This window comes from Pseudaestuariivita sp. (assembly GCF_052825805.1).
This window is the reverse complement of record NZ_JBRBVB010000015.1, coordinates 1-26950: the sequence shown is the minus strand read 5'-3', so window position 1 is coordinate 26950 and position 26950 is coordinate 1. Positions and strand designations below refer to the sequence as shown.

The window sequence follows — 26950 nt, the reverse complement described above, 5'->3', positions numbered from 1 at the left end:
GTCAGCTCTTCTTCAAAGCGGCCAGGGCGGCAAAGGGGTTGTCGGGATCGACGGCCTTGTCCTTCTTCGGCGGGCGGGCCTCGAAGGATTTGGCACCTTGCGGCTTGCCGCCGCCGGGTTTGCCGCGCGGCTTGCCTTTGCCCTTGCCGCCGCCACGGTTCCGGTCGCCCTTCCCGCCACCCGCGCCGCCGCGACGGCCCTGCTGATTGGGCGGTTTGCGACCCCAGGTGAAGGTGTAGACCACTTCCATTTCGGGACCGGCGGCATCGGCGTCGATTACAGTGCCGGGCAGCACTTCGGTCGCTGCCACTTCAGGCACCGCAGGCGCATCGGCAGCGTCCGGCAGCGTTTCGGCCACGGGCGCGATACCATCGTCGACGATCTCTTCGACGGCCTCGACCGGATCGCTTGCCGGCGGCTCGTCGATCGGAGCGCCGTCCACGGGGGGCAACGCCGGTGCCATGTCGCCGGCATCCATCACGGGCGTGTCGCCATCCGGCGCGCCCGAGATGACGGCATCGACCGGTTTGACTTTTTCACGCTCGGTGCGTTCGGCCTTGTAGCCCATGCCCTGCATGAGGTCGGCAAATTGCTCGAGCGTCATGCCGGTGATGGAGAGCATGTCGGGCTTGGCCTCGAAGCCGCCGCGGCTGTCTTCGGAGCGAAGCTGGTCGGCGAGGCGTTCAAGCATGTCGATGCGGATCGCGCGCTCGCCCGAGATGCGGTAGCCGGCCACGGTATCCACGCCCTGCGGCGTGAGCGAATTCGCCGGAACCGTCACCAGACCCGGCGGCGGGGCGGAGGGGAAGTCGTCAAGACCAGCTGCGAGCGACCACAGCACCAAGCGCAGACGGGTCGGCGCGGGTTTGAGCAGCAGCGGCATAAAGATGGTGTATTGCCCGAACCGCAGCCCGTGCTTGCGCAGCGCGCCGCGCGCGTCCTGATCGAGCGACTTGACTTCGTCTGCAACGGAAGTGCGCTGAAGGACGCCCATTGCCTCGACCATGCGGAAGGCAAAGCCGCGCGCCAGACCCGTCAGCGCCTCGTCGTTCTTGAGACCCAGAAGCGGCTCGAAGAGCGCAGCGATCTTGCGATCCATGAAGTGCTGGAGGCGGCGCTCGACCTTTTGCTGCACGTCCGGCCCGGCGGCCTCGTCCACGAAGGCGACGATGCGCGGCTTCAGGGGATCATCGCCCGCAGCCAGACGGCCCACCGCCTGATCGCCCCACATAAGGCCACCCTGGTCGGTAAAGTCGATCTCGGTATCGGGGGCGTTGTAGAACCTGTCGGCGCGCAAATGGAAATGCGGCGCGAGCGCCTGCAGCGAGGCGGCCTTGAGCGTCTTGGCCTCCTGGCCTTGCGCGGACTTGTCCTGGTTGAACCGGAACCCTTCAAGACGGCCGGCGAACTCGCCCTCAACCGTCACTTCACCTTGATCGTTCACTTCGGCCAAAAGGGCCTCCTTCTGTTTCAACCGCCGGAGCAAGACGGATGTCCGCCGGTCGACAAATCTCTGCGTCAGCGCGCCATGGAGGGCGTCTGACAAGCGGTCTTCTACAGCCCGGGTCTCCCCGCGCCAATGCTTTTCGTCGCGCAGCCAATCGGCGCGCTGCGCCACATAGGTCCAGGTCCGCACAAAGGCGAGGCGCTTGGACAGGGTGTCGATGTCGCCGTCGCTGCGGTCGATCCGTTTCACCTGACGCGCGAGCCAGTCTTCGGCGATCTCGCCATGCTGGTGCAGGTCGGTGAATATACGCTCAAGGAGGCTCGCATGTTCCCCCGAGGAGATGCCGCGAAAGTCCGGGACGCGGCAGACATCCCACAAAAGCTGTACCGAGGCGGGGTCGCTGGCGCGGGCAAAGACGTCGGGGATTTCCGAGAGCGTCTTGAGTGCGCGCAGGTCGTCGGCCTCGCGGGCACGCACGAGCGTGAGGTCGTTTGGCCCTTCTTCAAGGGACGAGATGAGGCTGTCGATCGTGCCGAAGCGTAGCTTGGAGTTGCGCCACTGGAGCTTGGCGATGGGGGTGAAGCGGTGGTTCACGATGGCGTCGGCGGTTTCGTCATCGAGGGCGCGCGCCTCGCCCGTGACGCCGAAGGTGCCGTGCTTCATGCCCCGGCCCGCGCGGCCTGCGATCTGCGCGAGCTCGTTGGGAGCAAGGGGACGCATGCGCCGCCCGTCGAACTTGGTCAGGGATGAGAAGGCGACGTGGTCGATGTCGAGGTTCAGCCCCATGCCAATGGCGTCCGTGGCGACGAGGTAGTCGACCTCCCCTGACTGGTACATGTCGACCTGGGCATTGCGCGTGCGCGGGCTGAGCGCGCCCATGACGACGGCAGCGCCGCCCTTTTGGCGGCGGATGAGCTCGGCGATGGCGTAGACGTTCTCGACGGAGAACCCGACGATGGCGGAGCGCGGCGCGAGGCCGCGGACCTTCTTGGAGCCGGTATATGTGAGTTGCGACATGCGCTCGCGGGAGATGAACTCGACCCCCGGCACTTGTGCGGCGATGGGTCCGCGCATGGTGCCTGCGCCGAGGAAGAGCGTCTCCTTGAGCCCGCGCGCGTTCAGCAGCCGGTCGGTAAAGACATGGCCCCGCTCGGGATCGGCGCAGAGCTGGATTTCATCCACCGCCAGAAAATCGCAGCCCATGGCGGGCGGCATCGCCTCGACCGTGCAGACCCAGTATTGCGTGCGGGGCGGCACGATGCGCTCCTCTCCGGTGACCAGCGCCACAACCGAGGGACCCCGCGCCGCAACCAGCCGGTCATAGACCTCCCGCGCCAAGAGGCGCAGCGGCAGGCCGATGATCCCGGTGCGATAGCCCAGCATCCGCTCGAGCGCGTAGGTCGTCTTGCCGGTGTTGGTGGGGCCGAGGACCGCGATGGTCCGGGCGCGCTCGGACATGGCCTGAGCTCCGAAAGGACTTTTAGAGGTCCACGCCTACCGCGCGGCCTTGCAGCCTTTTGAGCGCATCGGCGATTTCAGAGTCAAACGGATAATAGGTCTCGGCCAGCTTGTAGGCGCGCCAGGCGAGTAAAGGACGGCCGAGGTTCTCGTAGATCGCGCCGATCCCGCGGATGGCGCCGAAATGGTCGGGGTTCAGCTCGAGCGTGCGCTCGAGGTCGGCCACCGCGAGGCCAAACCGCTCTTGCCGGTAAAAGGCCATGGCGCGGGAGTGCCAGCCCTCGGCGAATTCCGGCGCGTGATCGGTGAGCGCGGTGAAGTGCTCGATGGCCTCCGTCAGCTCCCCGTCCTCCATCGCGTCGCGCCCGCGTTTCAGCAAAAGGTCCATCGCAGCGGAGCCCGACTTGGACCATTCCAGCTGAATGCGGCGCAGCACTTGGGTGGCGGTCTGCGGATCGGGCGCCTCCTTGAGCTCGGCCAGAAGGCCCTGCATCTCGATCACTTCGGCGGGGGTCTGCGCCTGGGCCAGCGCCACCCCGGACCAAGGTAAGGAAAACATGACTGTGGCCATCAGTGCCGCAACGGTACGTTTGATTGACTTCGCTCGAATACGCATAAGTCGGAGTGTAACCCCTTTGGCGGTGATTTCCACCGCACAAGTCTGTCATAAGGATACACCCATGAGCGACACGATGGACCAGGCGGTCTCCGTCCTTTCCGAGAAATTTGCCGGCGCCGACATCGGCGGCACGGTCAAGTTCGACATCGAGGGCGAAGGCGCGATCATGGTCGATGACGCCGGCGTGCGCCGGGGCGACGAGGAGGCCGACGTGACGCTCAAGGCGGACGCCGACACGTTTCAGGAAATCCTCGAGGGCTCGCTCAACCCTACGTCCGCCTTCATGGGTGGCCGGCTGACGGTGGATGGCGACATGGGCCTGGCGATGAAGCTTGCGAGCGTGCTCGCCTGATGCTGCGGGAGGCACCCCTCTTTGCCGATGTTGCGGACGGGCCGGAGGGCGGTCGCGCGTTCTGGCTGACCGCCTCGGACGGGGTGCAACTGCGCGCAGGTGTCTGGCTGCACAGCACGCCCGAGCCATCGGGCACCGTGCTGATGTTCCCTGGTCGCACCGAGTATGTCGAGAAATACGGACGTGTCGCCAAGCACTTGACCGCCGCGGGCTACTCAACGCTGGTGATGGACTGGCGCGGGCAGGGCCTCGCGGACCGGCTGCATGCCGACCCGCAGGCGGGCCATGTGGAGCGCTTCACCGACTACCAGCTCGACGTGGCAGAGGCCGTCAAGCTGGCCCGTGCCGAGGGCCTGCCGGAGCCTTACATGCTGATCGGGCACTCCATGGGCGGCTGCATCGGGCTGCGGGCGGCGATGGAGGGACTGCCGGTCACGGCCTGCGCCTTTACCGGACCGATGTGGGGCATCTACCTCTCCGCGCCCCTGCGACCCGCCGCCTGGGTCATCAGCTGGGGGTCCGGGAAGATCGGGCTTGGCCACACCTTCGCCCCCAGCACCAAACGCGAGGCACTGGTCGTCGCCGAGCCCTTCGAGGGCAACACGCTGACCACCAGCCCCGAGATGTTTCACCACATGCAGCGCCAGATCGGGCGCTACCCGCAGCTGGCGCTTGGCGGACCCTCGCTCACGTGGCTGCACGAGGCGCTGCGCGAGTGCCGGACGCTGATGCGCCGTCCGGCGCCGGATCTGCCGTGCGTGGCGTTTGTCGGCAGCAACGAGCGAATCGTCGACGTTCCGCGGATCGAGCAGCGCATGGCCGCCTGGCCCGGGGCGCAGCTGCATTACGCACAGGACGCCGAGCACGAAGTGCTGATGGAGCGCGCGGCCGTGCGCACGGAAATCCTCGACACGATCGTCGTGCATTTCGACGCCGCGCGGCAGGCGCAGCCCACCGCTCGGAACATTGCCTCACAAGGCTAGGTGCCTGCGCCGCTGGACGGCTCCCCGCGTCCCTCTATACTCGCCTCATGGCAGTGCTGACCCACACCGACCGCGGCATCTACTGCGCCGCCGGCGACTTCTTCATCGACCCCTGGCGCCCGGTGCCCCGCGCGCTGATCACCCACGGACATGCGGACCACGCGCGCCCGGGAATGCAGAGCTATCTGGCCACCCATGCCGCCCTGCCCGTCCTACGCCACCGGCTCGGCACCATCGACGCCGAAGGGATCGGCTATGGCGAGACACGCCGCATCGGCGGGGCGAGCGTGTCCTTTTATCCCGCAGGCCATGTCCCGGGCTCGGCGCAAATCCGGGTCGAGGTGGACGGCGAGGTCTGGGTCGTTTCGGGTGACTACAAGGTCGAGGCTGACGGCCTCTCCGAGCCGTTCGAGCCGGTGCGGTGCCACCATTTCATCACCGAATGCACCTTCGGCCTGCCGGTCTTCCGATGGCAGCCTCAGCCAGCGGTCATGGACCAAGTCAACGGTTGGTGGCGCGCCAATGCCGCCGCGGGCGTGGTGTCGATGCTCGGCGCCTATTCGCTTGGCAAGGCGCAGAGGTTGATCGCCAACGTGGACGCTTCCATCGGCCCGGTCCTCACCCACGGTGCGGTCGAGGCCACCAACGCCGTTCTCCGAAATCAAGGCGTGGACCTGCCCGACACGACCCACTGGACCGGCGAGGACGGGAAGCCGCCGCGCGATGCGCTGGTGATCGCCCCGCCCGGAGCTCTCGAAGGCACCTGGGCGCGCGCCTTCGGCCAGCGCTCCACCGCGTTTGCCTCCGGCTGGATGGGTCTGCGTGGCATCCGCCGCAGGCGGGCAGGAGACCGGGGGTTCGTGATCTCGGACCATGCCGACTGGCCCGGCCTCCTCTCGGCCATTGCCGAGACCGGCGCCGAGCACGTCTACGCCACACACGGCTACACCGATGTCTTTGCCCGGTACCTGCGCGAAGAGCGCGGCCTCGACGCGCAGGTCTGGGAGGCTGACTACGGCGGCGACGAGACCGAGGAGGCGGACGCCGCATGACCTCGCGCACTCAGCACCTCTTCAACCTCAACGCGCGCTATCTGCAAAAGCCGATGCTGGCCCGGGTCGCGAACCAGCCGCTGTTGCGGTGCATGTTCGCCGCGACCGCCTTCAGCGCCAAGCCGCTGCGCGGCACCCGCACGATGCGCGCGGATAAGAACGGCGTCGAGGTGCAGGTGCAGACGCCGCCCTCGGCAGGCAGCGCGCTGCTGATCTACATCCACGGCGGGGGCTTCACGATCGGCTCGTCCTTCACCCACCGCTGGCTCGGCGCGTGGCTGGGGGAGGCCATCGGCGCCAAGGTCTGGCTGCCCGACTACCGCATGGCGCCCGAGACGCCCTACCCTGCCGCGCCGGAGGATTGCCTCGCCGTCTACAAAGCGGCACTCGCCGAATACGCGCCCGAGCAGATCGTGATCGCGGGTGACAGCGCCGGCGGGTGCCTCACCCTCACCACTGCGCTCCGCGCACGTGACGCCGGATTGCCCCAGCCCGCGGCGCTCGGATTGCTGTCCCCGGCCACCGACCTCGACATGGCCTCCCCCGCGAATACCGAGGCGCTGGCGCGCGACGACGACATGCTGCTGCCCGCCGCCTGGGCGCATCGCGCGATCCCGCTCTACCTCGCGGGGCATGATCCCAAGGACCCCGGCGTCTCGCCGCTCTATGCCGACCTCTCGGACTTGCCCCCCACGCTGCTGCATGTGGGGCGGGAGGAGCTGCTCTATTCCCACGCCACCCGCCTCGCCGCCAAAAGCCCGCAAGTGACTGTAGAGCCATGGTCGGACGTCCATCATGTCTGGCAACTCAACGTCGGACGCACGCGGGAAGCCACGGACTCTGTCACCCGCATCGGCGCCTTCCTGAAAGGCCATCTGGGGTGAAGGACTTCGCCCGCCTCTTCACCCGCATCGACGAGACCAACAAAACAAGCGCCAAGACGGCAGCGCTCGCCGAATATTTCCGCACCGCGCCAGATGACGACAAGCTCTGGACCGTCGCGCTTTTCTCGGGTCGCAGGCCGAAACGCGCGGTCACCACCACGCAGCTGCGGGAATGGGCGGCAGAGGTGGCCGGCATCCCGCTCTGGCTCTTTGAGGAAGCCTACCCCATCGTGGGCGATCTCAGCGAGACCATCGCGCTAGTCCTGCCCCGCGCCACCGCCAGCTCGGACCACTCTCTGACGCATTGGATTACCGCGCTGAAAGCGCTGCAGGCGGTCGAGATCGAGGCCCGCCGCGCCGCAATCCTCGAGGCTTGGGACGGGCTAGAGACCACCGAGCGCTTTGTCTTCAACAAGCTCCTGACGGGCGGATTTCGCATGGGAGTGAGCCAAAAGCTGATGACCCGCGCGCTGGCGCAGGCGACGGGGCAGGAGGAGACCGACCTGGCGCACCGGCTGATGGGTGATTGGACGCCTGAGACGACCTCCTTTCACGCTCTGATCGAAGCGGATGACCCGGCGGCGGCAGGATCGCGTCCCTACCCGTTCTACCTCGCCTACGCGCTTGAGGGGGAGCCGCAGGATCTCGGCCCGCCCGAGGACTGGCAGGCGGAGTGGAAATGGGACGGCATCCGGGGTCAACTCATCGTGCGCGACCGGCAGGTGCATGTCTGGTCGCGCGGCGAGGAGCTGGTGACGGACCGCTACCCCGAGTTCCACGCTGCGCCAGACTGGCTGCCGGACGGCACCGTGCTCGACGGGGAGATCCTCGCCTGGCAGGACGGCCCCCTCCCCTTCAACGCGCTCCAAAAGCGGATCGGTCGCAAGACGGTCTCGAAGAAGATGCTGGCCGAGATCCCCGTGGTGCTCGCCGCCTATGACCTCCTCGAAGGGGAGGGGCAGGACTTACGCGAGACGCCGATGGCTGAGCGGCGCGCGCTCCTCGAGGCGCTCATCGCGCCGTTGCCGCCGGCTGCGCCGTTGCGGCTGCCCGCGCGCCTCGCATTCGACAGCTGGGACGACCTTGCCGATATTCGAAGCACCGCCCGCGAAAACGCCGCCGAAGGGCTCATGCTCAAGTCCAAGGCGGGCGCCTACCAGGTGGGCCGCAAGAAGGGCGATTGGTGGAAGTGGAAGCTCGACCCGCTCACCATTGACGCGGTGATGATCTACGCGCAGTCGGGCTCGGGGCGGCGGGCGAACCTCTTTACCGACTTTACCTTTGCGGTGCGGAACGGCGACGCACTGGTGCCGTTCACCAAGGCCTATTCCGGGCTGACCGACGCGGAGTTCCGGGAGATCACCGCATGGGTGCGCAAGAACACGCTGCAAAAGTTCGGCCCCGTCCGGCAGGTCACACCGCACCACGTCTTCGAGATCGCCTTCGAGGGCATCCAGGCGTCGACCCGGCACAAATCCGGCGTCGCTTTGCGCTTTCCCCGCATGAGCCGCTGGCGCAAGGACAAGCCGTTGGCGGAGGCAAATACGCTCGATGATCTCAACGAGATGCTGCGGGTCTACGGGTAGGATGGGTGATATCACCCATCCTACGGAGGCGCGTCGATGGTGACCGGGCTGAGCCACATGAGCTTTATCGCGCAGGACCTTGACCGGATGGAGGAGGTCCTCACGCAGGTTCTGGACGCGCGGAAGATCTATGACAGCGGAGAGGAAACCTTCTCCCTGTCGCCCGAGCGCTTCTACAACATCGCGGGGCTCTGGGTCGCGGTGATGCAAGGTGAGCCGCTGCCGAGCCGCACCTACAACCACATCGCCTTCAAGATCGACGAGACCGACTTTGACGCCAAGCGTGCCGCCATCGAGCGTCTGGACCTCGACCTGCGCGAGAGCCGTCCGAGGGTGCCGGGCGAAGGGCGCTCGCTTTACTTTCACGACCACGACACTCACCTCTTCGAGCTGCATACCGGGACTTTGGAAACCGGGCTTACACGCTACGCGAAGGGACAGAAGGAGACGCCATGATCCCCGAGAACGCCGCCAACTGCCATGTGCACCTGATTGGAGATGACTACGCGCTGTCTCCCAAAGCCGTCGAGACGCCCGCGGCAGGGACTTTGGACGATTGGCTGGCAAAGTACCGGGCCCATCAGGCGGAGCTAGGCTGCACCAAAGGCGTCATCGTGCATTCGATCCTCTACGGCACGGACAACAGCATCACGCTCGACGCGGTGGCGGCGATGGGCGCGGGCTATGCCGCCGTGGTGCTCGTGCCGGACGATGTGGAGGATGCCGAGCTTGACCGGCTCCGCGCGGCGGGCGCCAAGGCGGTGCGGCTCAACTACGTGCACGGCGGAGTGTTGACCTGGGACGGGGCAAAAGCTCTGGCGCCGAGGCTGGCCGGGCGCGGAATGCACATCGAGATGCTCGCCCATTCGCACCTGCACCTTGCCGAGCTGGCGGACGACGTGCGCGCGATGCCCTGCGATGTGGTCTTCGACCATTGCGCCTGGCCGGATACGACGCTCGGCGTTGAGGATGCAGGCCATCAGGCTTTGCGTGCGTTGTTGTCCGAAGGGAAAGCCTGGACCAAGCTCTCCGCCCCGCATCGCTGGTCGAAAGGGCCTGAAGACGCTTTGGCTGTTCTGACGAGCCTTGCCGAGGCCAACTCCGAGCGCTGCCTTTGGGGGTCGGACTGGCCGCACCTGATGCTGGGTGGCGTGTCTGTACCGGACCCGATGGCGCAGCGCGATGCTTTAGTTGCGGCTTTGCCGGGGGAAGTGATTCCGAAGGTCTTTGCCGAGAACCCGGCCCGGCTTTACGGCATTTGAGACCATGCAAAACCAATACAGTGAGCGATTTGCGTCGCTCGCATTTGGTACAATAGTTCACGCGCCGTCCCGCGGGGTGGCGCAATCGCGCCGCCCCAGGGGGGGGCGGGACGGCGCGGCTTAACAGTATCTGTTAAGCGGGTGCTTTGATCTACGCGCGCGGCCAAGAAGTCAAAGAACCTACCCTCCAGCCTGTACTTCACCCCCACGCCTGCCTATCTCAGAGCAAACACAACACACGGAGTTCCCATGCGCCCCACAGATCTGCGCTTCCCCTTTCCCGTCCGCGATGCCAACGCCTCCTCCGGGACGGACGGGCTGGGTGATCTGCCGGAATGGGACCTGACGGACCTCTACCCCGCGCCGGATGCGCCCGAGCTGAAACGCGACCTCGATTGGCTCGAGGCGGAATGCGCGTCCTTCGCCAGCGACTACGAGAACAAGCTCGCAGATCTCGATGCCGACGCCTTCCTCACCTGTATCCAGCGGAACGAAAAGATCTCGACCGTCTCGGGGCGCATCATGTCCTACGCGGGCCTCCGCTACTACCAGCTGACCACCGACGCCGACCGGGCCAAGGCGCTCTCGGACTTGCAGGAGAAAGTCACCGTCTATTCGACGCCGCTCGTCTTCTTCTCGCTCGAGCTGAACCGGCTCGAGGATGACGTGCTGGACGGCCACTTTGCCCGCAACGCCGAGCTCGCGCGCTACAAGCCTGCCTTCGACCGCCTGCGCGCGATGAAGCCCTATCAGCTGAGCGACGAGCTGGAGAAATTCCTGCACGATCTGGGTGTGGTGGGCGATGCCTGGGAGCGTCTCTTTGACGAGACGATTGCCTGGCTGACATTCGAAGTGGACGGCGAAGAGCTGAACATCGAAGGCACGCTGAACCTTTTGACCGAGCAGGACCGGAGCAAGCGTGAGGCGGCGGCGCATGAGCTGGCAAAGGTGCTGGGCGAGAACGTCAAGACCTTCGCCCGGGTGCACAACACCCAAGCCAAGGAGAAGGAGATCCTCGACCGCTGGCGCGGGATGGAGACGCCGCAAACCGGCCGTCACCTCTCGAACGACGTCGAGCCGGAGGTGGTCGAGGCCCTGCGCAACGCGGTGGTCAAAGCCTACCCGCGCCTGTCGCACCGCTACTATGAGCTCAAGCGCAAGTGGCTGGGCCTCGACACGCTGGAAGTCTGGGACCGCAACGCGCCGCTCCCGATGGAGGACACGCGCATTGTCGACTGGACCGAGGCGACGCGCACGGTGATGGACGCCTACAACGCCTTTGATCCGCGCATGGGCGAGCTGGCCCAGCCCTTCTTCGAGAAAGGCTGGATCGACGCGGCGGTGAAACCCGGCAAAGCCCCGGGCGCCTTTGCGCATCCCACGGTGGTCGATGTGCACCCCTACGTGATGCTCAACTACCTCGGCAAACCGCGCGACGTGATGACGCTTGCGCACGAGTTGGGGCATGGCGTTCATCAGGTGCTTGCGGCGGATCAGGGGGAGATGCTCTCCTCGACGCCGCTGACGCTGGCCGAGACCGCGTCGGTATTCGGGGAGATGCTGACCTTCCGCAAGATGCTGGACGCTGCGCCCGACAATGCCACCCGCAAGGTGCTGCTCGCGGGCAAGGTCGAGGACATGATCAACACCGTTGTGCGGCAGATCGCCTTCTACGATTTCGAGTGCAAGCTGCACGAGGCGCGCCGCGCCGGGGAGCTGACGCCAGACGACATCAACGCGCTCTGGATGTCGGTGCAGGCCGAAAGCCTTGGGCCCGCGTTTACCTTCATGGACGGGTACGAGACCTTCTGGGCCTACATCCCGCACTTCGTGCACTCGCCCTTCTACGTCTACGCCTACGCCTTTGGCGACGGGCTGGTGAACGCGCTTTATGCCAACTACCAGGACACCCCCGAGGGCTTCGAGGAAAAGTATTTCGACATGCTCAAGGCGGGCGGGTCCAAGCACCATTCGGAGCTTTTGAAGCCCTTTGGCCTCGATGCCACGGACCCTGCCTTCTGGGACAAGGGGCTGAGCATGATCGAAGGGTTCATCGACGAGTTGGAAGCGCTGGAGGAGTAGGCGCAGAGGCAGTCGCCGCGGAACCTGAATGAACATCGCTTAGAATTGAGCACCCGCCTGACCGGCACGGTCAGGCCGCGCCGTCCCGCCCCCATGGGGCGGCGCGTGAACTTCTGTTTCTCTATTGTCGACCTAGGAACTGCCCGCCTCAGCTCAGCACCAAAGGCGCTCTCAGCCACTCCGATAACACTTGCGTCAGCGCATCAGGCGTCTCCAAACTCGGAAAATGCCCCGCGCCGTCGATCACCTTGAGCTCGGAAAAGGGCGTGAACTCGGCGAGGAACTCCATGCGCTTGACCGGGACCAGCGGGTCCTCGGAGCCCGCGATCATCCACGCAGGCGCCTTGCAGCGGCGCATCGCCGCCTGCATGTCGCGGCGCCTTTGCAGCATGCGCATCTGCCGGACAAAGACGTCCGTGCCGAGGAAATCCGCCATGTCGTCCACCAGAGCCCGCACGTCGCCAGCCTGCGGCCCCGGCGCGATGGCGCCTTGCGGCACGGCAGAGGCCATGACATCCCCGAGCCGCCCCGAGCGCGCTCCGACGATCCAATCCTCTCGCGCCGCTGCGTCCTGCGGCGTGTCGGGCAGCGCATCGGTCGCGACAAATGCGACACGGGACACGCGATCCGGCGCGCGTTTGATGAGGTCGAGCGCCACGATCCCGCCCAGCCCCTGACCGCAGAGCGCGAAGTGGCTCGGAAGGTGGTCAAGCAGCGACGAGGCGACCTCCTCGATCCGCTCGCCGCGGGTCAGGGGCGCTGTGATGACCACGTGCTCGGGCGCCAGCGCAAACATCTGCGGCGCAAAGAGCCGCGCGTCGCACATCACGTCAGGCAGAAACACAATCGGATCACGCGGCACGGGTCACTGTCCTCGGCAAAGCCGCGACAAAGGCGGCGACACTCGTGGGGGTTGTGGCGCAGGCTCTCCGGCCCCGCAACCCTTTCGGGCTCCCGCCTGGGTCAGGTCCCGCTCAGGGCAGGTCGAGACCGCGAAACTTGGGGAAATCGGCGTACCGCTTTTGCCGCCGCGCGAGTGGCTCATCCGGCATCTCACCGGGCCTCAGCAAGCTGCCACGCGGGGCGATGTAGCTGTCGATCCGCTTGATCGGTGTCGCGCGCCACGAGATGTTGAAGGCGCAGAGTTTGGGGAAAAACCACAGGTCCGAATAGCCCGGCAGGTGGTCGTGCAGCCACCACGCCAGGTCACGCCAGTCGCGCCCCGCCGCGTAGCGGTCCGCGAACCACGGGATCACCACCGACGCGCCAGCCACCGCGCGGCTGTCGCCGTAGTAATCCCAGATGTGGCACTCGAGCGGGTAGTCGTTGCGCGCGCAGTTCAGCTTTTCGCGGTTGCCAAAGGCGTTGAGCTCGGCCGAGCGATACCCTGAGCGGATGGCGATCCGGCCAAACGTCTCGGTCAGCGGGTCCAGCAGTTCATGCGCGAGCCGCGTGCCATGGCGGATCACGAGGTTCGGATCGTCCGGCACGTTCTGGATCTGGTGAAAATTGCCGATCTCGGAATAGAGGAAGTCGCGCAGGTAGAAATGCCGCGAGAGGCGCACACGCCCGAGCGTCTCGAGGCTCCACATGGAGCGCGGCGTGCGGAACCGACCTGCAAGTTCAGTGCTATAGGCCAAAGGCGACCTCGAAAGCGTTGACAGCTGCCACGGTGAGGTCCCACGCCCGCGCGGCATATAAAATGTGCGGACCGGCGCTTCAGAAGCCGGTCCCGTGAAATGCCCCTTCGCCCCCCGAGGGAGCGATGCGGAGACCTGGCGTTTTGCCGGCCAGACCTATCTGGACTGCAAACCTGCCGGGGCCCCGCCCCTTAATTCCCCGCCCCTTGTTTCATCGTGCAGAGCTCTCACCTCCTGAGATCCCGCAGATATGTTTCGGCCCGGGCCGAACCCGGAACCGCAGCAGGCGCGACGCCAAAAGTCTGCGCGCCCTGCCTGTGACCACCCAAGCGTAGGGGGATCCCTATCACTCTGGCGTTAAGGCTATCTTTTTTGGGGCCTTTATCAATCTCTGCCACTCCGGGCAGGGCAACGGCTGGCCGATAAACCACAGTCTTGCGCGCGCTCCACAACCTAAGGGCTGCATTGTGTCAGTCTTATGACGCGCCATCGTCTGGTGCGCCTTGTGCGCCCTGTTCACAGCACCGTTTCGCCCAACCATTCCACGACGCGCGCGATCGTCTTGGGTGTCTGATTCGGGGACAGGATGTCGCCCGTGATGCAATGCGCGCCCGGATCGTCGCCGGGATCGAGTGTGACCCAATCGAGGGTCCTGGAGCCACCCCACCGCGCTACGGCCGCTTCGGTTTTGGCCGCGCTGACAACTTCATCGTGGCGCGACTGGAAGACGAGGAGCGGCACGCGCGCCCGGCCAAGGTCCGACCGCCAGACGTCGCGCACAAGCTCTGCAACGGGGACAACCGCCAGCGAAGGATAGCTCGTCGTCCAATAGGTGCCGTGCAGCGGCGCGCGCGGCTCGAAGGTGCGCGTCTCGCCAAAGAGGTACGGCCCCCAGCGGCGCACCCCCGGCCATGTCAGGATGCGCGCCATCGGGTTCCGGATCCCGAAGTTGGGCGACACAAACACCATGCCTGCGACGTCCCGCACCCGCGCAGGATCGCACGCCGCCAAAGTCGCCAAAGTCGCCCCGGTCGAGGTCGCCATGACGATCACCCGGCGCCCGATGCGGCACGCGGTCTCCAGCGCTTCGCCCGTGTCGCGCGTCCACGCCGCCACGCTGCCGTCCGCCATCGCGTCACCATCCCGCCCGTGCCCGGTGAGCCGTGTGAGAAAAAGGTTTGCGCCCAGCGCCTTGGCCACCTCCGTCGGGACCGGCTGGATCTCCTGCGAGGTTGCGGAAAAGCCGTGCAGGTAGACGATCGACAGGTCTGTGACCGCGCCGGGCGCGCCCGCCCAGACGATGCGCTTGGCGCATTCGGGGTGACGGATGTCGGGGAACCGCGCTTCATCGGTGGCAAAGTAGGCGTCGAGCGCAGAGGGATCGTCGGGCAGCATCAGCTGGCACGCGCGGCGGGACGGTAGACCAGCACCAGCCCCAGGATCGAAACCGCCATTATCGCCGCCGGGATCAACGTCACCGTCCAGTGCAGCATCTCGAGCGCCGCGCCGGTCTGCACGGTCGTGCCCTCCGTCGTCTCCTGCCACCCGGCAGAGGCCAGGAGCAGCCCCAGCACCAGCGGCGCAATCGCGTTGGCCACTTTTTGACCCAAGAGCCAGAGCGCAGAGAACGCGCCCTCGATCGCCTCGCCCGACTGCGCGCGGGTGCGGTCCATCAGGTCGGGATAGATCGCCCAGGGGATTTGCTGGTAGGCGCCGTTGGTCATGCCCGCCAGCACGAACATCCCCGAGATCAGGGTCACATTAGCCGAGGGCAACATGGAAAAGAGGGTGAGCAGCAGCGCGATATAGAGGCTGAGCCCGACCACCAGCGCCCAGAGCTTGCCGATGCGCGCGGACACCAGCACCCAGATCGCCTGGCTCAGGATCGATCCGACGACAAAGGTGGCGAACATCAGCGACAGCACCGTCAGCGTCTCGGCTGCACCCGAGAGCAGAGTGCTGCCGTCGTCGGTGATCAGGTAGAGCGCCGCAAAGGGCAGCCCTGCCGTGATCAGCGCCACCGCGAGCGTCATCACGCCGTAGCAACCCACCAGCACCATAAAGGCGCGGTTGGCCAGCACAAGCCGGAGCGTGTCACCAAACCGCGTCTGCGCCGGCACCAGAATGCGCGGCGCCTTGCGCGTGGCAAAGACCGAGAGCCACACCGGCAGCACCACCAGCGGCGCGGCGATGAGGGCGGCAGTGGCGTGGCCCAAATCCTTGGCCAGGCCAGGGAACACCGCGCCGCCGATCAGGATGCCGATGGAGGCAAATACCATGCGCCACGCCGTAAGCGTCGAACGGGTGCGCGGGTCCTGCGTGATCTCGCCGGCGGAGGCGCCGTAGGGGATTGCAACCATGGTGAACCCGATGGTGGCCAGGACGAAGAACCCGGTGACCCACACGAGCGACGCCGTGGGTGTGCCGTCCAAGGGCGCGGAAAAGAGCCCCACCATCGCGCCCGCCAGCAACACCGCGCCGCCCACCATCCAGGGCGCGCGCCGCCCCCAGCGGGTTGAGGTCCGATCACTGAGGTACCCCACCAGCGGATCGGTCACGATGTCGAACACCAACACCAGCGTCGCGACAAGGCCCGCCGTCTCCACGGGGACGCCCAGCACGGTGTTAAGAAAGGCGACGATCAAAAGCTGCTTGATCACGACAAAGACGACGATGCCCATGTCGGCGAGCCCCCAGCCGATCTTCTGCCCCTGCGTGAGTTTCGATGCGCGCGCCATGGTCTTCTCCCCCGTGCTGCGGCTCCTATGACGCAGCACAGGCGCTTTGCCCTAGCGTTACCTGACGTCAGAGGGCGCTCCATCTTTTATGGCGGGGTGCCGTATAACTGAAACACTGATACGCAACGGCTTAAATCACTGCTCCTGCCTGACGGCCACCGTCAGGCCGCGTCATGCCAAAGGCATGCCTCTGGCATGACCCGCCCCCGTCAAACCGAAGGTTTGCCTTCGGCAAAACGGGCGGCGCGATTGCGCCACCCCGCGGGACGGCGCGTGCACAACCGTTTCCAACGTATCAGGTTTAAGCTCGCCTTATTGGGCCAACGCATCAAACCCGATGCACCACCTTTTCCACCGACTTCTCGATCAGCGTCAGACACTCGGGCGTGGAGAACCTGTGATCCGCGCCCTTGACTAGCGTCAAACGCAGGTCCGGCCCCTCGGCATGCTCCAAAAGGCGCAGCGCCACCGACATGTCGACATCCGCGTCCGCCGTGCCTTGCAGCATGCGCACTGGCATCGGCAGATTCAGCGGGCTGCGGAGCACGAGGTTCTTCCGCCCGTCCTCGATCATGCGCCTGGTGATCGGATATGGCTCCCCGTAGTCCGATGGCAGATGCACGATGCCGGCCTCCGCGAGCTCCGCCTTCTGCGCATCAGAGAACCCCGCCCACATGCTGTCCTCGGTGAAATCCGGCGCGGCGGCGATGGTTACGAGACCCGCGACGCGCTGAGGGCTTGCCCGCGCGAGGAGCAGCGCCTGCCAGCCGCCCATCGACGAGCCGACGAGCACCTGCGGCCCCTCGGTCAGCGCCTCCAGCACCGCCACCGCGTCCTCGTGCCAATCGCCGATGCAGCCCTCGGTAAAGGTGCCCGACGACTGCCCGTGCCCGGAATAATCGAACCGCAAAAACGCCCTGCCCTGCCGCCGCGCCCAGTCCTCGAGATGCACCGCCTTGGTGCCCGTCATGTCCGACATCAGCCCGCCGAGGAAGACCACACCCGGCCCCGTGCCCTCGGTCCGGTGGTAGGCGATTCGCCGCCCCTGCGGTGTTTCTAGCATCTGCATGTCGTGATCTCCCATGCGCCTATCTCGTGGTGCGCCGTTGATCCTAAACGATTTTTGACCACGCTCCAGCCCTCTCAATGCACCCTTATAAGTGACCATGTTGACACGTGACTATATACTCACCTATTGAAGACCCATGGATGCGATCTTCAAAGCCCTGAACGACCCGACCCGCCGCGCGCTGCTGGATGCGTTGCGGATGCGGGACGGACAGACCCTGACCGATCTCGAGGCCAACCTCGAGATGACGCGGTTCGGCGTGATGAAGCACCTCAAGCTTTTGGAGGCCGCGCACCTCGTGACCACCAAGAAGCAGGGGCGGTTCAAGTATCACTACCTCAACGCCGTGCCGCTGCAGGAGGTCATCGACCGCTGGATCGAACCTCTCCTCGCCAAACCCGTGGCGCGTGGGATGCTCGACCTCAAGGCGCATCTGGAAACCCGGGACGCTCCCACCTCAGGCGGCGACGCCTCAACCCAAGGAGATCACATGCTGGACAGCACCAAGAAACCCGATCACGTCATGCAGACGTTCATCCGCACCACGCGCGACGCGCTATGGGACGCGTTGACCGACCCGGGCATGATGTCCCAGTGGCATTTCATGTGCCCCGACGTGCGGCTGGAAGACGACACCTACCATTTCGCCCTCGCCGGCGGCACGCAGATCATGCGCGCCCGTACCCTCACCGCCGAACCCAAATCGCGGATCGAGGCGACGTTCGAGATCCTGGACGATGCCACATCGCGGCCATCCGTCACCGTCTTCCTGTTGGACCAGGAAGGTCCTGTGATGCGTCTGACGGTCGAGCACTACGACCTCACGCATCCGGTTGTGCCGGGCGAGGGGGTGCACGACGGCTGGGCGCGCTGGGCGGCCGGGCTGAAAAGCTGGCTCGAAACGGGCGAGACACTGCGCCTGCCCGATCCAGTTCCCGAACCGTCGGACGCCTGACACTCCTGATCACCTTCCCCAGCGCTTGCGCACACCCTTCAAGACGGAGACCTCGATGCTCGACCAAAACCCCAAACCCGACTTCATCCACCAGACATTGATACGCTGCACGCAGGACGCGCTTTGGGATGCGCTGACCCAGGCGGACCAGATCGCGCAGTACCACTTTGCCTGCGACGCCGCCGAAGGAGACGCAGCGCTTGGCGCGCCGACGTGCATCCTGCGCAAGGACGGCTCGACGATGCTCACGCAGACCACCACGGCGCTCGAGCCGAAGACGCGGATCGAGCAGAGCTTTGAGCCGAACTGGATCGACGGGAACACCGCCCACTCGCGCATCGTCTTCATGATCCAGCCAGAGGGTGCGCATTGCCTGCTGACCTGCGAGCATTACGACATTCCGGCCGGCCAGGAGGGCGTCAAGGAAGGCTGGGCGCGCCACGTCGCCTCGCTCAAGTCCTGGCTGGAAACCGGGCAACCGATCAAGATGGAGGGCTGAGCCGATGACCCTCGAACTCACGTACCTGTTGATGACCGCCCTGCTGGCCGGGTCGCTCTGGATCCCGTTTATCGTGGGCGTCACGTCCGAGCGGGAGGACTTCACCGACTTCACCACGCCCCCCGACCACCGCAAGATGCGCCCCTGGGTGCAACGCGCTTTCCGGGCGCACCAGAACCTGCTCGAGACGTTGATCCCCTTCGGCATCGCCCTGCTCGTGGCGCATGTCGCGGGCATCTCGACGAGCGTGACGGTCTGGGCGGCGATCGTCTTTTTCTGGGTACGGGTGGTGCATGCGGCGGGGATGATCAGCGGGCTGGCGGTGTTCCCGATCCGCCCGATCATCTTTACCGTAAGCTACCTCTGCACGCTGGCGGTGGTGGCGGCGATCCTGCTGGCGTAAGACTGGCGACTTTGAACTTGATGCCTTCGATGCGGAAGTTCACGCGCCGTCCCGAGGGGTGGCGCAATCGCGCCGCCCCATTGGGGCGGGTCACGCCGCAGGCATGCCTTTGGCATGACGCGGCCTGACGTAAACGTCGGGCAGGTGATTTGATTTAGGCGGGGTTCGTCCGGTTTAAGATCGCTGTCTCAGCGAACCCCGCACACAAAAAAGCGCCCTCCAAAGCGGGGGCGCTTTTGCCGTGTCAGATCGCGTTAACCGCCGACATAAGGCGCGCCAGACGGACGGTAAAAGACCTTCTGGTTGTGAAGGCGTCCCAGCAGATCGTGGATCGTGCGCTTCTCGTCCACGCTGGTGTCGCAGGTCTCGCCATGCAGCGCCTGCTTGCGCGCTCTGAGGGCGGCCTCGATCGTGTCCAGATCGTCGACGCTCAGCTCGAAGTTTGTGTTCGCCTTTGCCATCGCCGCACCCTTTTCTGCACCTGCATTCATCTGTTTCATATCGGAAACTACAGGCTGCCAAAAAAAGTGTCAAAGTATTCATAGGCATACAAGCATGCAACGGTATACCACTGCCCATTTATGCGGCAGTTGCGAAATGCCGATCCGCGCTGTTCACGGCCCCGGACCCGTGGCACAGTCTTGATATGACAGAGCTTTCCCGGATCATCACCGTCCTTTCGGCGGCCAATTTCGTGATCGGCATGGGCGCCTTCATGGTGGTCGGCCTGATCGAGCCTGTGGCGCGGGACCTCGCCATCTCCGACGCCGCCGCTGGCACGATGCTGACTTCCTACGCGCTCGGATACGCGGTGCTGTCGCCTCTCCTGGTGGCGCTGACGGGCAAGGCGGGGCGGCGCCGGGTGATCGCGGCAGGGCTCACGATCTTTGCACTGGCCGCAATTGTCGCCTCGCTCTCCACCGGGCTGGCCGGCATGAGCGCCGCGCGCGTGCTGGCCGCGGCAGGCGCCGGCATCGTCACGCCGGTCGCCTCCGCCGTCGCGGCAGGTCTCGCCCCGCCACAGGACCGGGCCAAGGTGCTGGCCTATGTCTTTTTCGGGCTCACGCTGGCGCAGGTGCTGGGCGTGCCGGCGGGCAGCTGGATGGGCTACACCTTTGGCTGGCAGGTGGCGTTCTGGATCGTGGCGCTGCTCGCGGTGCCGACGGTGTGGCTGGTGTGGACGCAAGTGCCGGCGGGCCTGCGGTTCCAACCCGTCACGCTCGGGGACCTCGGCCAGTCGCTCGGCAACCTGCCGATGATGGGCGCGACGCTCTTTACCGGCTCGTTTCTCGGGGCGATCTACGTGCTTTACACCTACCTTGCGCCACTCCTCTCCGAACTCATGGGGTTCGGGCGAGACGGGATCACCATCGTCCTTTTGACCTTCGGAGGGGCGGCGGTCGCCGGCAACCTGATCGGCGGCTGGATGGGAGACCGGCTCGGCCTCGGGCGCACGCTCACGCTGGTGTGCATCGCGCAAGTCGCGCTGATGCCGCTCTTTTCCGCGCTGCCCTTCGCGCCGTGGCTGGTGGTTCTGCTGACGTTCGTGTGGTCGCTTTGCGGGTGGAGCTTTGCGGCGCCGCAACAGGCGCGGCTGGTGCAGCTTGCCGGCCCGCGCGCGCCGGTGGTGCTCGCCCTCAATGCCGCCGCCATCTACATCGGCGCAGCGCTCGGCTCGGTGATCGGTGCCGCCGTCCTGCAGGCGCTGGGACCCGGCGCGCTTGGCGCCTCGGCGGGAGGCATGGCGCTCCTCGCCCTGATCCATTTGCGTCTCAGCCTTGCGCGCCCGCCCGTTCCGGCCTGACCATTCAGGCTTGACCTGACCCCGGCGCGGCGCGATACCGCGCGCACGACATAACCCGCAACCGGGCGTTCCGTGGGCGCCAAACCGACGAGGAGCATGGGCCATGACCCAGATTTCCCTGACCTTTCCCGATGGCAATGCGCGTGACTTCGAGGCCGGCGTGACCGCTGGCGAGGTCGCCGCCAGCATCTCCAAAAGCCTGGCCAAGAAAGCCATCAGTGCCAGCGTCGACGGCGCGCACTGGGACCTGCAGTGGCCGATCGAGGCGGACGCCAGCATCGCCATCCACACGATGCAAGACGACGCCCAGGCGCTCGAGCTGATCCGGCACGATCTCGCGCATATCATGGCGCGCGCCGTGCAGGCGATCTGGCCGGACACCAAGGTCACCATCGGCCCGGTCATCAAGGACGGCTGGTACTACGATTTCGACCGCGCCGAGCCGTTTACGCCCGAAGACCTCGGCGCCATCGAGAAGAAGATGAAGGAGATCATCAACGCCCGCGACCCGGTCCGCACCGAAGTCTGGGAGCGCGCGCGTGCGATCGCGCACTACGAGGCCAATGGTGAGCCCTACAAGGTCGAGCTGATCGAGAGCATCCCCGGCGACGAGCCCCTGCGCATGTACTGGCACGGCGACTGGCAGGACCTCTGCCGCGGCCCGCACCTTCAGCACACCGGCCAGGTGCCGGGCGACGCGTTCAAGCTGATGTCGATTGCCGGCGCCTACTGGCGGGGCGATTCGGACCGGGCCATGCTGCAGCGCATCTACGGCGTCGCGTTCAAGAACCGGGACGATCTGAAAAAGCACCTCAATATGCTCGAGGAAGCCGCCAAGCGCGACCACCGCAAGCTGGGGCGCGAGATGGACCTTTTTCACATGCAGGAGGAGGCGCCCGGCCAGGTCTTCTGGCACCCGAACGGCTGGACCATCTACACGCAACTGCAGGACTACATGCGCCGCAAGCAACGCGCAGGCGGGTATCAGGAGATCAACACGCCTCAGGTCGTGGACCGCAAGCTCTGGGAGGCGTCGGGCCACTGGGACAAGTACCAGCACCACATGTTCCTCGTGGAGGTCGACGAGTCGCGTGACGGTGAGAACGACGACGCGGAGGCCAAGAAGAACCGGGCGCAGACCAAGATCAACGCGCTGAAACCGATGAACTGCCCGTGCCACGTGCAGGTCTTCAACCAGGGGCTCAAAAGCTATCGCGACCTGCCGCTGCGGCTTGCGGAGTTCGGCTCCTGCGCGCGGTTCGAGCCCTCGGGCGCGCTGCACGGCATCATGCGCGTGCGCGGCTTCACACAGGACGACGCGCACATCTTTTGCCGCGAGGACCAGATCGAGGCGGAATGCGCCAAGTTCATCGATTTCCTCGCGGACATCTACCGCGAGCTCGGCTTCGCCGAGTTCGAGATCCGCTTCGCCACCCGCCCTGAAAAGCGGGTCGGCACCGAGGAAAGCTGGGATTACGTCGAGGGCGCGCTCGAAGCCGCGATCAAGGCGGTGGGCCGCGAGTACACGCTCGAGCCCGGTGACGGCGCGTTCTACGGACCCAAGCTCGACTTCTACCTGACCGACGCGATCGGCCGGGTCTGGCAATGCGGCACCTTCCAGGTGGACCCGAACCTGCCCGAGCGGCTCGACGCGAGCTACATCACGCCCGAGGGCGACAAGGCGCGCCCCTTCATGCTGCACCGCGCCTGCCTCGGCTCGTTCGAGCGGTTCATCGGGATCCTGATCGAGGAACACGCAGGCAAACTGCCGTTCTGGCTCGCGCCTCGTCAGGTGGTCGTGGCGTCGATCACATCAGAGGCGGACGATTATGTTGCCGAGGTCGTCCAGGCGCTCACGGCGGCAGGCGTCCGGGCCGAGGCGGACATCCGCAACGAGAAGATCAACTACAAGGTGCGCGAGCATTCGGTTGGCAAGGTTCCGGTGATCCTCGCCATCGGGCACCGGGAGGTCGAGGAGCGCACAGCCTCCGTCCGGCGTCTGGGTGAAAAGCAATCGGCGGTCATGGGGCTGGACGTGGTCGTCGCCCAGCTCTCTGCCGAGGCCACGCCGCCGGACCTTCGGTGACCCGAACTTGGCCTGACACGTAGGGTGGGCATCTGCCCACCTTACCTCACGCGCCCAGCGCAGCCTGCGTCGCCCTGCTCCAACCGAGGTGCAGCGTGCCGCCGTCGTCGATCAGCGGGCGCTTCATCAGGGTCGGGTGCGTCTTGAGGAGTTCCATCGGCGCAGCGGCACGCTCCTCCTCCGAAAGCCCCCGCCACGTGGTCGAGCGTGTGTTCACCAGCGCATCCCCGAACTCAGCCAGTGCCGCCTCGAGCACCGCTTCCGGCACGCCCTCGGCGCGCACATCGACCAGCTGCGCGCCCGGCAGCGCCTTCAGCGCCTTGCGGCAGGTGTCACATGTCTTGAGCCCGTAAAGCTGCATCGCCCCCTCCATTTGTGCATAAATTCTGAGCGCCGCCGCGCCCTGCGACAGCCCGTCCCTTGATTTTTGAGACCTGGGCGCAACTTTCTAGCACAGCGATGGTTGAAGACCAGACGGGTGCGCGCCGCTCCTGGGTCTGAGAAGCGGCTGGTCGCACTTTCCAAGACCCGGCGCGCGCCGCCGGACGCAGACCAAGTCAAAAGGAGATACGTGATGCCGACAGGCACCGTAAAATGGTTTAACACCACCAAGGGCTTTGGATTTATCGAGCCCGCAGAAGGCGGCAAGGACGTTTTCGTGCACATTTCAGCCGTTGAACGAGCCGGCATGACCGGCCTCGCCGACAACCAGCAGATCGAGTATGAGTTGATCGAAGGCCGCGATGGTCGCCAGATGGCAGGCGAACTCAAGGCTGTATGAGGCCCAAGCCTGCGGCGTGACACCCGCTAGGCCGCGCTTTGAAGGCGCGTCGCTTCCTCGCGCGCCATCCTCATGAATTCACGCATGAATGGCTTGTCGCGGTCGGTGTCCCGCACCGCGGCAAAAAGCCCCCGCGTCAGACCGGCCTCGGTCAACGGACGGGTCACGTAGCCAGGCGAACTGCGCACCTCGCGCACCACCCAGTCAGGCAGCACGCTGACCCCGCGGTTCGATGCCACCAGAAACAGGATCACCGCCGTCAGCTCGGCCTGCCGCACCGCGGCGGGCTCGACTTTGGCGGGCGTCAGCAACTGGCTGAAGATGTCGAGCCGCGCGCGGTCCACCGGATAGGTGATCAGCGTCTGATCTCGGAAATCCCGCGCCTCGATCCACGGTTTTTCTGCCAGCTTGTGTCCCGCAGAGGCGACGAACACAGGCGCGTAGTCGAAAAGGTGGTCGAACGTGATCCCGCTCAGCTCTTCGGGGTCCGAGGAGACGACGAGGTCCACCTCTTCCCGCGAAAGCGCCGGCAACGCCTCGAAGGCAAGGCCGGGACGGATGTCCACGTCCACGTCGGGCCAGTTGACGCGAAACCGCTCGAGCACGGGGAACAGCCACTCGAAACAGGCGTGGCACTCGATCGCGATGTGCAGCCGCCCCGAAGAGCCGTCGCGCAGGCCGTCGAATTCCGCAAGCGCCGCCTCCACCTCCGGCAGGATCCGGTCCGCCAGCCGCAAGAGGCGCAGGCCCGCCGCCGATAGCTTCATCGGTTTGGCACGCCGCACAAAAAGCTCGACGCCCGCCTGCTCCTCAAGACCCTTCACCTGATGCGACAGCGCCGATTGCGTGATGTTGAGCGTGTCGGCAGCACGCGCCAGCCCGCCCGCCTCGTGGATCGCCTTGATCGTGCGCAAATGCCGGAACTCGAGGTGAATCTTCATGCGGAACTCATGTTGATCTTGAGAGTTATGAATTTGTTTCACGTCTCGGGGCGTGAGACAAGTGTGCATCCAAGGAGAGCCCTGTCACATGACCGCACCCGCCCCTGCCATCTCGTTCGAGTTCTTTCCGCCGCAAAACATGGCGGCGACGTTCCGGCTGTGGGACGCGGTCCAGACGCTTTCTCCGCTCGACCCTCGGTTCGTCTCGGTGACCTACGGCGCGGGGGGAACAACCCGTGACCTCACACTCGAAGCGGTGGGCGCGCTCCACGCAAGCTCCGGCCTCAAGGTCGCGGCGCACCTGACTTGCGTGTCCGCCACCAAGGCCGAGACGCTCGCCCTTGCCGACCAGTTCGCCGCCGCCGGCGTTTCGGACATCGTGGCGCTGCGCGGCGATCCTCCCAAGGGCTCGGGCGGCTTTACGCCGCATCCCGAAGGTTTCTCCGGCTCGGTGGAGCTGATCGGGGCGCTCGCCGCGAAAGGCACGTTCAACATCCGCGTCGGCGCCTACCCCGACCCGCATCCCGAGGCTGCCTACGAAGGCGCCGATGTCGACCACCTCAAAGCCAAGTTTGACGCCGGCGCGGACGAGGCGCTGACGCAGTTCTTCTTCGAGCCCGAGACGTTCCTGCGGTTCCGTGACGCCTGCGCGGCGAAGGGCATCGACAAGCCGATCGTGCCCGGCATCCTGCCGATCGAGAACTGGAAAGGCGTCAAGAGCTTTGCCCAGCGCTGCGGCGCGCCGATCCCGCAATGGCTAGACGACGCGTTTGCCACCGCCGAACGGGATGGGCGGGCCGATCTGCTGGCGGTCGCGCTGTGCACCGAGATGTGCACCAAACTGCGCGAGGAAGGCGTCGATACGCTGCACTTCTACACGCTCAACCGCCCCGAGCTGACGCGGGACGTGTGCCATGCGCTGGGTGTGACGCCGAAGGTTGCGCTGCAAGAAGTGGCGTAACTGGCCGACCAAAAGCTCAATACAGAACCCACCGTGGAGCACGCGCCGACCCGAGGGGTGGCGCAATCGCGCCGCCCCATGGAGGCGGGACGGCGCGGCCTGACAGTGCCTGTCAGGCGAGTGCTTAAAATTGAGCGAGTCTTTGTAAGGTCAAAAGCCTACTGCCTTAGACCCAAACCGCAGCCAACACACACCAGCCAACCGCTTCGGTCACCACCTGCGTTGTTCCACAGACATCTCCCGTCTGACCGCCGATCTGCCGTTTCGCAAGCGCGGTAACCGCAAGGCCCGCCACGGTCACGGCGATGAAAAGGTAAACGCCTCCAACGCCAAAACTCACCGCGGCAAGCCCCAAAGCCAGAACCGCCCCGACCAGACTCGGCACCAATGGCACCTGTGTCCGCGCGCCCAGCCCGTCCTCGCGCGCAGGCGGCAAGACGCGCAGCGGCAGGCACATGGTCTCCCGGCTGAGCGCGCCCAGCACGACGCAGCCCAACGCCAGCGACAGCATATCCGGTGCCTGCACCATCGCGGCGAGCTTGAGCGCCACCGCAAGCACGAGCGCCAGAACGCCGTAACTGCCGACGCGGCTGTCGCGCATGATCTCAAGCTTGCGCTCGCGCGTCGCGCCTCCGCCAAAGCCGTCCGCCACATCGGCCAGCCCATCCTCGTGCAACCCCCCGGTCACACCCGCCGTAACGGTCAGCGCAGCAACAGCCAGCGGCGCGAGCGGCACCCCAAGCCCCCCGAGCACCAACACCACCGCGCCGGCCAGAGCACCGACCAGCGCGCCCACCAAAGGCCAGGCCCAGACCGTCTGCCCCATCGGCGGCACGGTATCGCCCAGCTGCCCAGCCGGCAGGCGCGTGAGCAGCATCAACGCCACCTGCCCTTCGGCCACGCGGCGGCGCAAAAGACTCATCCGCCCGACACGCCCGCGTCCGCAAAGGTGGCCATGCCATTGTGACATGCGAGCGCCGCCTTGAGCACACCCAGCGCCAACGCAGCGCCCGAGCCCTCACCCAGCCGCATGCCAAGATCAAGGATCGGCGCCTTGCCCAGCGCCTCCACCATGCCGGCGTGACCCGGCTCCGCGCTTGCGTGCGCTACAAGACAATGATCGAGCAAAGCCGGGTCCGCGGCATGCAGTGGCAGGATCGCTGCAGTGCAGATGAACCCGTCGAGGATCACCGGGATGCCCGCCGCGCGTGCGGCCAGCACCGCCCCGCAGATCGCGGCCTGCTCGCGCCCGCCGAGCGTGGCCAACGCCAGGATCGAGGCTTTGCTCTCCGCGTGAAGCGCCAGCGCGGTGTCGATGGCCCGCGTCTTGCGCGCGATGCCCTCGACG

27 protein-coding genes are annotated in these 26950 nt (G+C 66.0%); 15 read left to right on the top strand and 12 right to left on the bottom strand.

Translation table 11 applies throughout. The features are described from left to right. Nucleotide 1: 1 nt before the first annotated feature. Together ACU0B3_RS16195 and ACU0B3_RS16190 are read right to left on the bottom strand one after the other, a co-directional pair. Nucleotides 2-2905: a helicase-related protein gene (locus ACU0B3_RS16195; protein WP_446261914.1), complete on the bottom strand. Its 2904-nt coding sequence runs from the start codon at nt 2903-2905 to the stop codon at nt 2-4. 22 nt (nt 2906-2927) lie between these two features. After that, nucleotides 2928-3464, bottom strand: a complete 537-nt coding sequence (locus ACU0B3_RS16190) for a tetratricopeptide repeat protein (RefSeq protein ID WP_446261913.1) — start codon at nt 3462-3464, stop codon at nt 2928-2930. A 121-nt stretch (nt 3465-3585) separates the two neighbouring features. On the opposite strand from ACU0B3_RS16190, the gene ACU0B3_RS16185 reads away from it, so the two are divergent. The 8 genes from ACU0B3_RS16185 to ACU0B3_RS16150 all read left to right on the top strand — a co-directional run bounded on the left by ACU0B3_RS16185 (nt 3586) and on the right by ACU0B3_RS16150 (nt 11725). Further along, nucleotides 3586-3876 (top strand): SCP2 sterol-binding domain-containing protein, encoded by a 291-nt coding sequence (locus ACU0B3_RS16185; protein ID WP_446261912.1) that lies wholly within the window; start codon nt 3586-3588, stop codon nt 3874-3876. Continuing rightward, nucleotides 3876-4859 carry an alpha/beta fold hydrolase gene (locus ACU0B3_RS16180; RefSeq protein ID WP_446261911.1) on the top strand — a complete coding sequence of 328 codons (984 nt, stop codon included), beginning with the start codon at nt 3876-3878 and terminating at the stop codon, nt 4857-4859. The genes ACU0B3_RS16185 and ACU0B3_RS16180 overlap by 1 nt, the downstream gene beginning before the upstream one ends. A gap of 47 nt (nt 4860-4906) precedes the next feature. Continuing rightward, on the top strand, nt 4907-5911 hold the full coding sequence (locus ACU0B3_RS16175; RefSeq protein ID WP_446261910.1) for a ligase-associated DNA damage response exonuclease: 1005 nt from the start codon (nt 4907-4909) through the stop codon (nt 5909-5911). Further along, on the top strand, nt 5908-6795 hold the full coding sequence (locus tag ACU0B3_RS16170; RefSeq protein WP_446261909.1) for an alpha/beta hydrolase: 888 nt from the start codon (nt 5908-5910) through the stop codon (nt 6793-6795). The genes ACU0B3_RS16175 and ACU0B3_RS16170 overlap by 4 nt, the downstream gene beginning before the upstream one ends. Beyond that, entirely contained in the window at nt 6792-8381 is a 1590-nt protein-coding gene (locus ACU0B3_RS16165; protein ID WP_446261908.1) for an ATP-dependent DNA ligase, read from the top strand. The genes ACU0B3_RS16170 and ACU0B3_RS16165 overlap by 4 nt, the downstream gene beginning before the upstream one ends. A 36-nt stretch (nt 8382-8417) precedes the next feature. Next, nucleotides 8418-8837 (top strand): FosX/FosE/FosI family fosfomycin resistance hydrolase, encoded by a 420-nt coding sequence (gene fosX / locus ACU0B3_RS16160; RefSeq protein ID WP_446261907.1) that lies wholly within the window; start codon nt 8418-8420, stop codon nt 8835-8837. Then, nucleotides 8834-9643 (top strand): amidohydrolase family protein, encoded by an 810-nt coding sequence (locus tag ACU0B3_RS16155; RefSeq protein WP_446261906.1) that lies wholly within the window; start codon nt 8834-8836, stop codon nt 9641-9643. Before fosX ends, ACU0B3_RS16155 begins: the two co-directional genes overlap by 4 nt. 249 nt (nt 9644-9892) lie before the next feature. Continuing rightward, nucleotides 9893-11725, top strand: a complete 1833-nt coding sequence (locus ACU0B3_RS16150) for a M3 family oligoendopeptidase (RefSeq protein ID WP_446261905.1) — start codon at nt 9893-9895, stop codon at nt 11723-11725. A gap of 148 nt (nt 11726-11873) precedes the next feature. Here the strand turns inward: ACU0B3_RS16150 and ACU0B3_RS16145 are convergent, their stop codons facing one another. The 5 genes from ACU0B3_RS16145 to ACU0B3_RS16125 form a co-directional block, all read right to left on the bottom strand. Beyond that, nucleotides 11874-12587 carry an alpha/beta fold hydrolase gene (locus ACU0B3_RS16145; protein WP_446261904.1) on the bottom strand — a complete coding sequence of 238 codons (714 nt, stop codon included), beginning with the start codon at nt 12585-12587 and terminating at the stop codon, nt 11874-11876. Nucleotides 12588-12699: 112 nt separating this feature from the next. Further along, complete coding sequence (locus ACU0B3_RS16140; RefSeq protein WP_446261903.1) at nt 12700-13317, bottom strand: hypothetical protein; 618 nt, start codon at nt 13315-13317, stop codon at nt 12700-12702. Nucleotides 13318-13881: 564 nt separating this feature from the next. Then, entirely contained in the window at nt 13882-14760 is an 879-nt protein-coding gene (locus tag ACU0B3_RS16135; protein ID WP_446261902.1) for an alpha/beta hydrolase, read from the bottom strand. Continuing rightward, nucleotides 14760-16103 (bottom strand): MFS transporter, encoded by a 1344-nt coding sequence (locus ACU0B3_RS16130; RefSeq protein ID WP_446261901.1) that lies wholly within the window; start codon nt 16101-16103, stop codon nt 14760-14762. Before ACU0B3_RS16130 ends, ACU0B3_RS16135 begins: the two co-directional genes overlap by 1 nt. A 328-nt stretch (nt 16104-16431) precedes the next feature. Continuing rightward, entirely contained in the window at nt 16432-17172 is a 741-nt protein-coding gene (locus ACU0B3_RS16125) for an alpha/beta hydrolase (protein ID WP_446261900.1), read from the bottom strand. 136 nt (nt 17173-17308) lie between these two features. Here ACU0B3_RS16125 and ACU0B3_RS16120 point away from each other — a divergent pair, with 136 nt between their 5' ends. The 3 genes from ACU0B3_RS16120 to ACU0B3_RS16110 are packed head-to-tail and all read left to right on the top strand — an operon-like array spanning nt 17309 to nt 19029. Then, nucleotides 17309-18127 (top strand): ArsR/SmtB family transcription factor, encoded by an 819-nt coding sequence (locus ACU0B3_RS16120; RefSeq protein ID WP_446261899.1) that lies wholly within the window; start codon nt 17309-17311, stop codon nt 18125-18127. Between the two features lie 55 nt (nt 18128-18182). Next, on the top strand, nt 18183-18626 hold the full coding sequence (locus ACU0B3_RS16115; RefSeq protein ID WP_446261898.1) for an SRPBCC domain-containing protein: 444 nt from the start codon (nt 18183-18185) through the stop codon (nt 18624-18626). A gap of 4 nt (nt 18627-18630) precedes the next feature. Further along, complete coding sequence (locus ACU0B3_RS16110) at nt 18631-19029, top strand: MAPEG family protein (RefSeq protein WP_446261897.1); 399 nt, start codon at nt 18631-18633, stop codon at nt 19027-19029. 254 nt (nt 19030-19283) lie between these two features. On the opposite strand, the gene ACU0B3_RS16105 is transcribed toward ACU0B3_RS16110, so the two are convergent. Continuing rightward, nucleotides 19284-19529: a hypothetical protein gene (locus ACU0B3_RS16105; protein ID WP_446261896.1), complete on the bottom strand. Its 246-nt coding sequence runs from the start codon at nt 19527-19529 to the stop codon at nt 19284-19286. A gap of 146 nt (nt 19530-19675) precedes the next feature. On the opposite strand from ACU0B3_RS16105, the gene ACU0B3_RS16100 reads away from it, so the two are divergent. Continuing rightward, nucleotides 19676-20833 (top strand): MFS transporter, encoded by a 1158-nt coding sequence (locus ACU0B3_RS16100; protein ID WP_446261895.1) that lies wholly within the window; start codon nt 19676-19678, stop codon nt 20831-20833. A 103-nt stretch (nt 20834-20936) separates the two neighbouring features. Next, the gene (thrS, locus tag ACU0B3_RS16095) at nt 20937-22919 is read left to right on the top strand and encodes a threonine--tRNA ligase (protein WP_446261894.1); all 1983 of its coding nucleotides are present in this window, start codon (nt 20937-20939) and stop codon (nt 22917-22919) included. Nucleotides 22920-22965: 46 nt separating this feature from the next. Here thrS and ACU0B3_RS16090 read toward each other — a convergent pair whose 3' ends face one another. Next, the gene (locus ACU0B3_RS16090) at nt 22966-23280 is read right to left on the bottom strand and encodes an ArsC/Spx/MgsR family protein (protein WP_446261893.1); all 315 of its coding nucleotides are present in this window, start codon (nt 23278-23280) and stop codon (nt 22966-22968) included. A gap of 213 nt (nt 23281-23493) precedes the next feature. On the opposite strand from ACU0B3_RS16090, the gene ACU0B3_RS16085 reads away from it, so the two are divergent. After that, the gene (locus ACU0B3_RS16085; RefSeq protein WP_446261892.1) at nt 23494-23700 is read left to right on the top strand and encodes a cold-shock protein; all 207 of its coding nucleotides are present in this window, start codon (nt 23494-23496) and stop codon (nt 23698-23700) included. A 26-nt stretch (nt 23701-23726) separates the two neighbouring features. On the opposite strand, the gene ACU0B3_RS16080 is transcribed toward ACU0B3_RS16085, so the two are convergent. Then, on the bottom strand, nt 23727-24635 hold the full coding sequence (locus ACU0B3_RS16080) for a LysR family transcriptional regulator (RefSeq protein WP_446262266.1): 909 nt from the start codon (nt 24633-24635) through the stop codon (nt 23727-23729). Between the two features lie 94 nt (nt 24636-24729). On the opposite strand from ACU0B3_RS16080, the gene metF reads away from it, so the two are divergent. Beyond that, nucleotides 24730-25602, top strand: a complete 873-nt coding sequence (metF, locus tag ACU0B3_RS16075) for a methylenetetrahydrofolate reductase [NAD(P)H] (protein ID WP_446261891.1) — start codon at nt 24730-24732, stop codon at nt 25600-25602. Nucleotides 25603-25768: 166 nt separating this feature from the next. Here metF and cobS read toward each other — a convergent pair whose 3' ends face one another. Together cobS and ACU0B3_RS16065 are read right to left on the bottom strand one after the other, a co-directional pair. Continuing rightward, nucleotides 25769-26524, bottom strand: a complete 756-nt coding sequence (gene cobS / locus ACU0B3_RS16070) for an adenosylcobinamide-GDP ribazoletransferase (RefSeq protein ID WP_446261890.1) — start codon at nt 26522-26524, stop codon at nt 25769-25771. Continuing rightward, nucleotides 26521-26950 (bottom strand): nicotinate-nucleotide--dimethylbenzimidazole phosphoribosyltransferase (locus ACU0B3_RS16065; RefSeq protein ID WP_446261889.1); only part of this gene is annotated, 430 nt, incomplete at its 5' end. The genes ACU0B3_RS16065 and cobS, both read right to left, overlap by 4 nt.

What these genes read in the sequence shown, in the direction of transcription:
- ACU0B3_RS16195 (WP_446261914.1), bottom strand. Translation starts at nt 2,905, where the DNA reads ATGTCCGAGCGCGCCCGGACCATCGCGGTCCTCGGCCCCACCAACACC.
- ACU0B3_RS16190 (WP_446261913.1), bottom strand. Translation starts at nt 3,464, where the DNA reads ATGTTTTCCTTACCTTGGTCCGGGGTGGCGCTGGCCCAGGCGCAGACC.
- ACU0B3_RS16185 (WP_446261912.1), top strand. Translation starts at nt 3,586, where the DNA reads ATGAGCGACACGATGGACCAGGCGGTCTCCGTCCTTTCCGAGAAATTT.
- ACU0B3_RS16180 (WP_446261911.1), top strand. Translation starts at nt 3,876, where the DNA reads ATGCTGCGGGAGGCACCCCTCTTTGCCGATGTTGCGGACGGGCCGGAG.
- ACU0B3_RS16175 (WP_446261910.1), top strand. Translation starts at nt 4,907, where the DNA reads ATGGCAGTGCTGACCCACACCGACCGCGGCATCTACTGCGCCGCCGGC.
- ACU0B3_RS16170 (WP_446261909.1), top strand. Translation starts at nt 5,908, where the DNA reads ATGACCTCGCGCACTCAGCACCTCTTCAACCTCAACGCGCGCTATCTG.
- fosX (WP_446261907.1), top strand. Translation starts at nt 8,418, where the DNA reads ATGGTGACCGGGCTGAGCCACATGAGCTTTATCGCGCAGGACCTTGAC.
- ACU0B3_RS16155 (WP_446261906.1), top strand. Translation starts at nt 8,834, where the DNA reads ATGATCCCCGAGAACGCCGCCAACTGCCATGTGCACCTGATTGGAGAT.
- ACU0B3_RS16150 (WP_446261905.1), top strand. Translation starts at nt 9,893, where the DNA reads ATGCGCCCCACAGATCTGCGCTTCCCCTTTCCCGTCCGCGATGCCAAC.
- ACU0B3_RS16140 (WP_446261903.1), bottom strand. Translation starts at nt 13,317, where the DNA reads ATGTGGAGCCTCGAGACGCTCGGGCGTGTGCGCCTCTCGCGGCATTTC.
- ACU0B3_RS16135 (WP_446261902.1), bottom strand. Translation starts at nt 14,760, where the DNA reads ATGCTGCCCGACGATCCCTCTGCGCTCGACGCCTACTTTGCCACCGAT.
- ACU0B3_RS16130 (WP_446261901.1), bottom strand. Translation starts at nt 16,103, where the DNA reads ATGGCGCGCGCATCGAAACTCACGCAGGGGCAGAAGATCGGCTGGGGG.
- ACU0B3_RS16125 (WP_446261900.1), bottom strand. Translation starts at nt 17,172, where the DNA reads ATGCAGATGCTAGAAACACCGCAGGGGCGGCGAATCGCCTACCACCGG.
- ACU0B3_RS16120 (WP_446261899.1), top strand. Translation starts at nt 17,309, where the DNA reads ATGGATGCGATCTTCAAAGCCCTGAACGACCCGACCCGCCGCGCGCTG.
- ACU0B3_RS16115 (WP_446261898.1), top strand. Translation starts at nt 18,183, where the DNA reads ATGCTCGACCAAAACCCCAAACCCGACTTCATCCACCAGACATTGATA.
- ACU0B3_RS16110 (WP_446261897.1), top strand. Translation starts at nt 18,631, where the DNA reads ATGACCCTCGAACTCACGTACCTGTTGATGACCGCCCTGCTGGCCGGG.
- ACU0B3_RS16105 (WP_446261896.1), bottom strand. Translation starts at nt 19,529, where the DNA reads ATGAAACAGATGAATGCAGGTGCAGAAAAGGGTGCGGCGATGGCAAAG.
- ACU0B3_RS16100 (WP_446261895.1), top strand. Translation starts at nt 19,676, where the DNA reads ATGACAGAGCTTTCCCGGATCATCACCGTCCTTTCGGCGGCCAATTTC.
- thrS (WP_446261894.1), top strand. Translation starts at nt 20,937, where the DNA reads ATGACCCAGATTTCCCTGACCTTTCCCGATGGCAATGCGCGTGACTTC.
- ACU0B3_RS16090 (WP_446261893.1), bottom strand. Translation starts at nt 23,280, where the DNA reads ATGCAGCTTTACGGGCTCAAGACATGTGACACCTGCCGCAAGGCGCTG.
- ACU0B3_RS16085 (WP_446261892.1), top strand. Translation starts at nt 23,494, where the DNA reads ATGCCGACAGGCACCGTAAAATGGTTTAACACCACCAAGGGCTTTGGA.
- metF (WP_446261891.1), top strand. Translation starts at nt 24,730, where the DNA reads ATGACCGCACCCGCCCCTGCCATCTCGTTCGAGTTCTTTCCGCCGCAA.
- cobS (WP_446261890.1), bottom strand. Translation starts at nt 26,524, where the DNA reads ATGAGTCTTTTGCGCCGCCGCGTGGCCGAAGGGCAGGTGGCGTTGATG.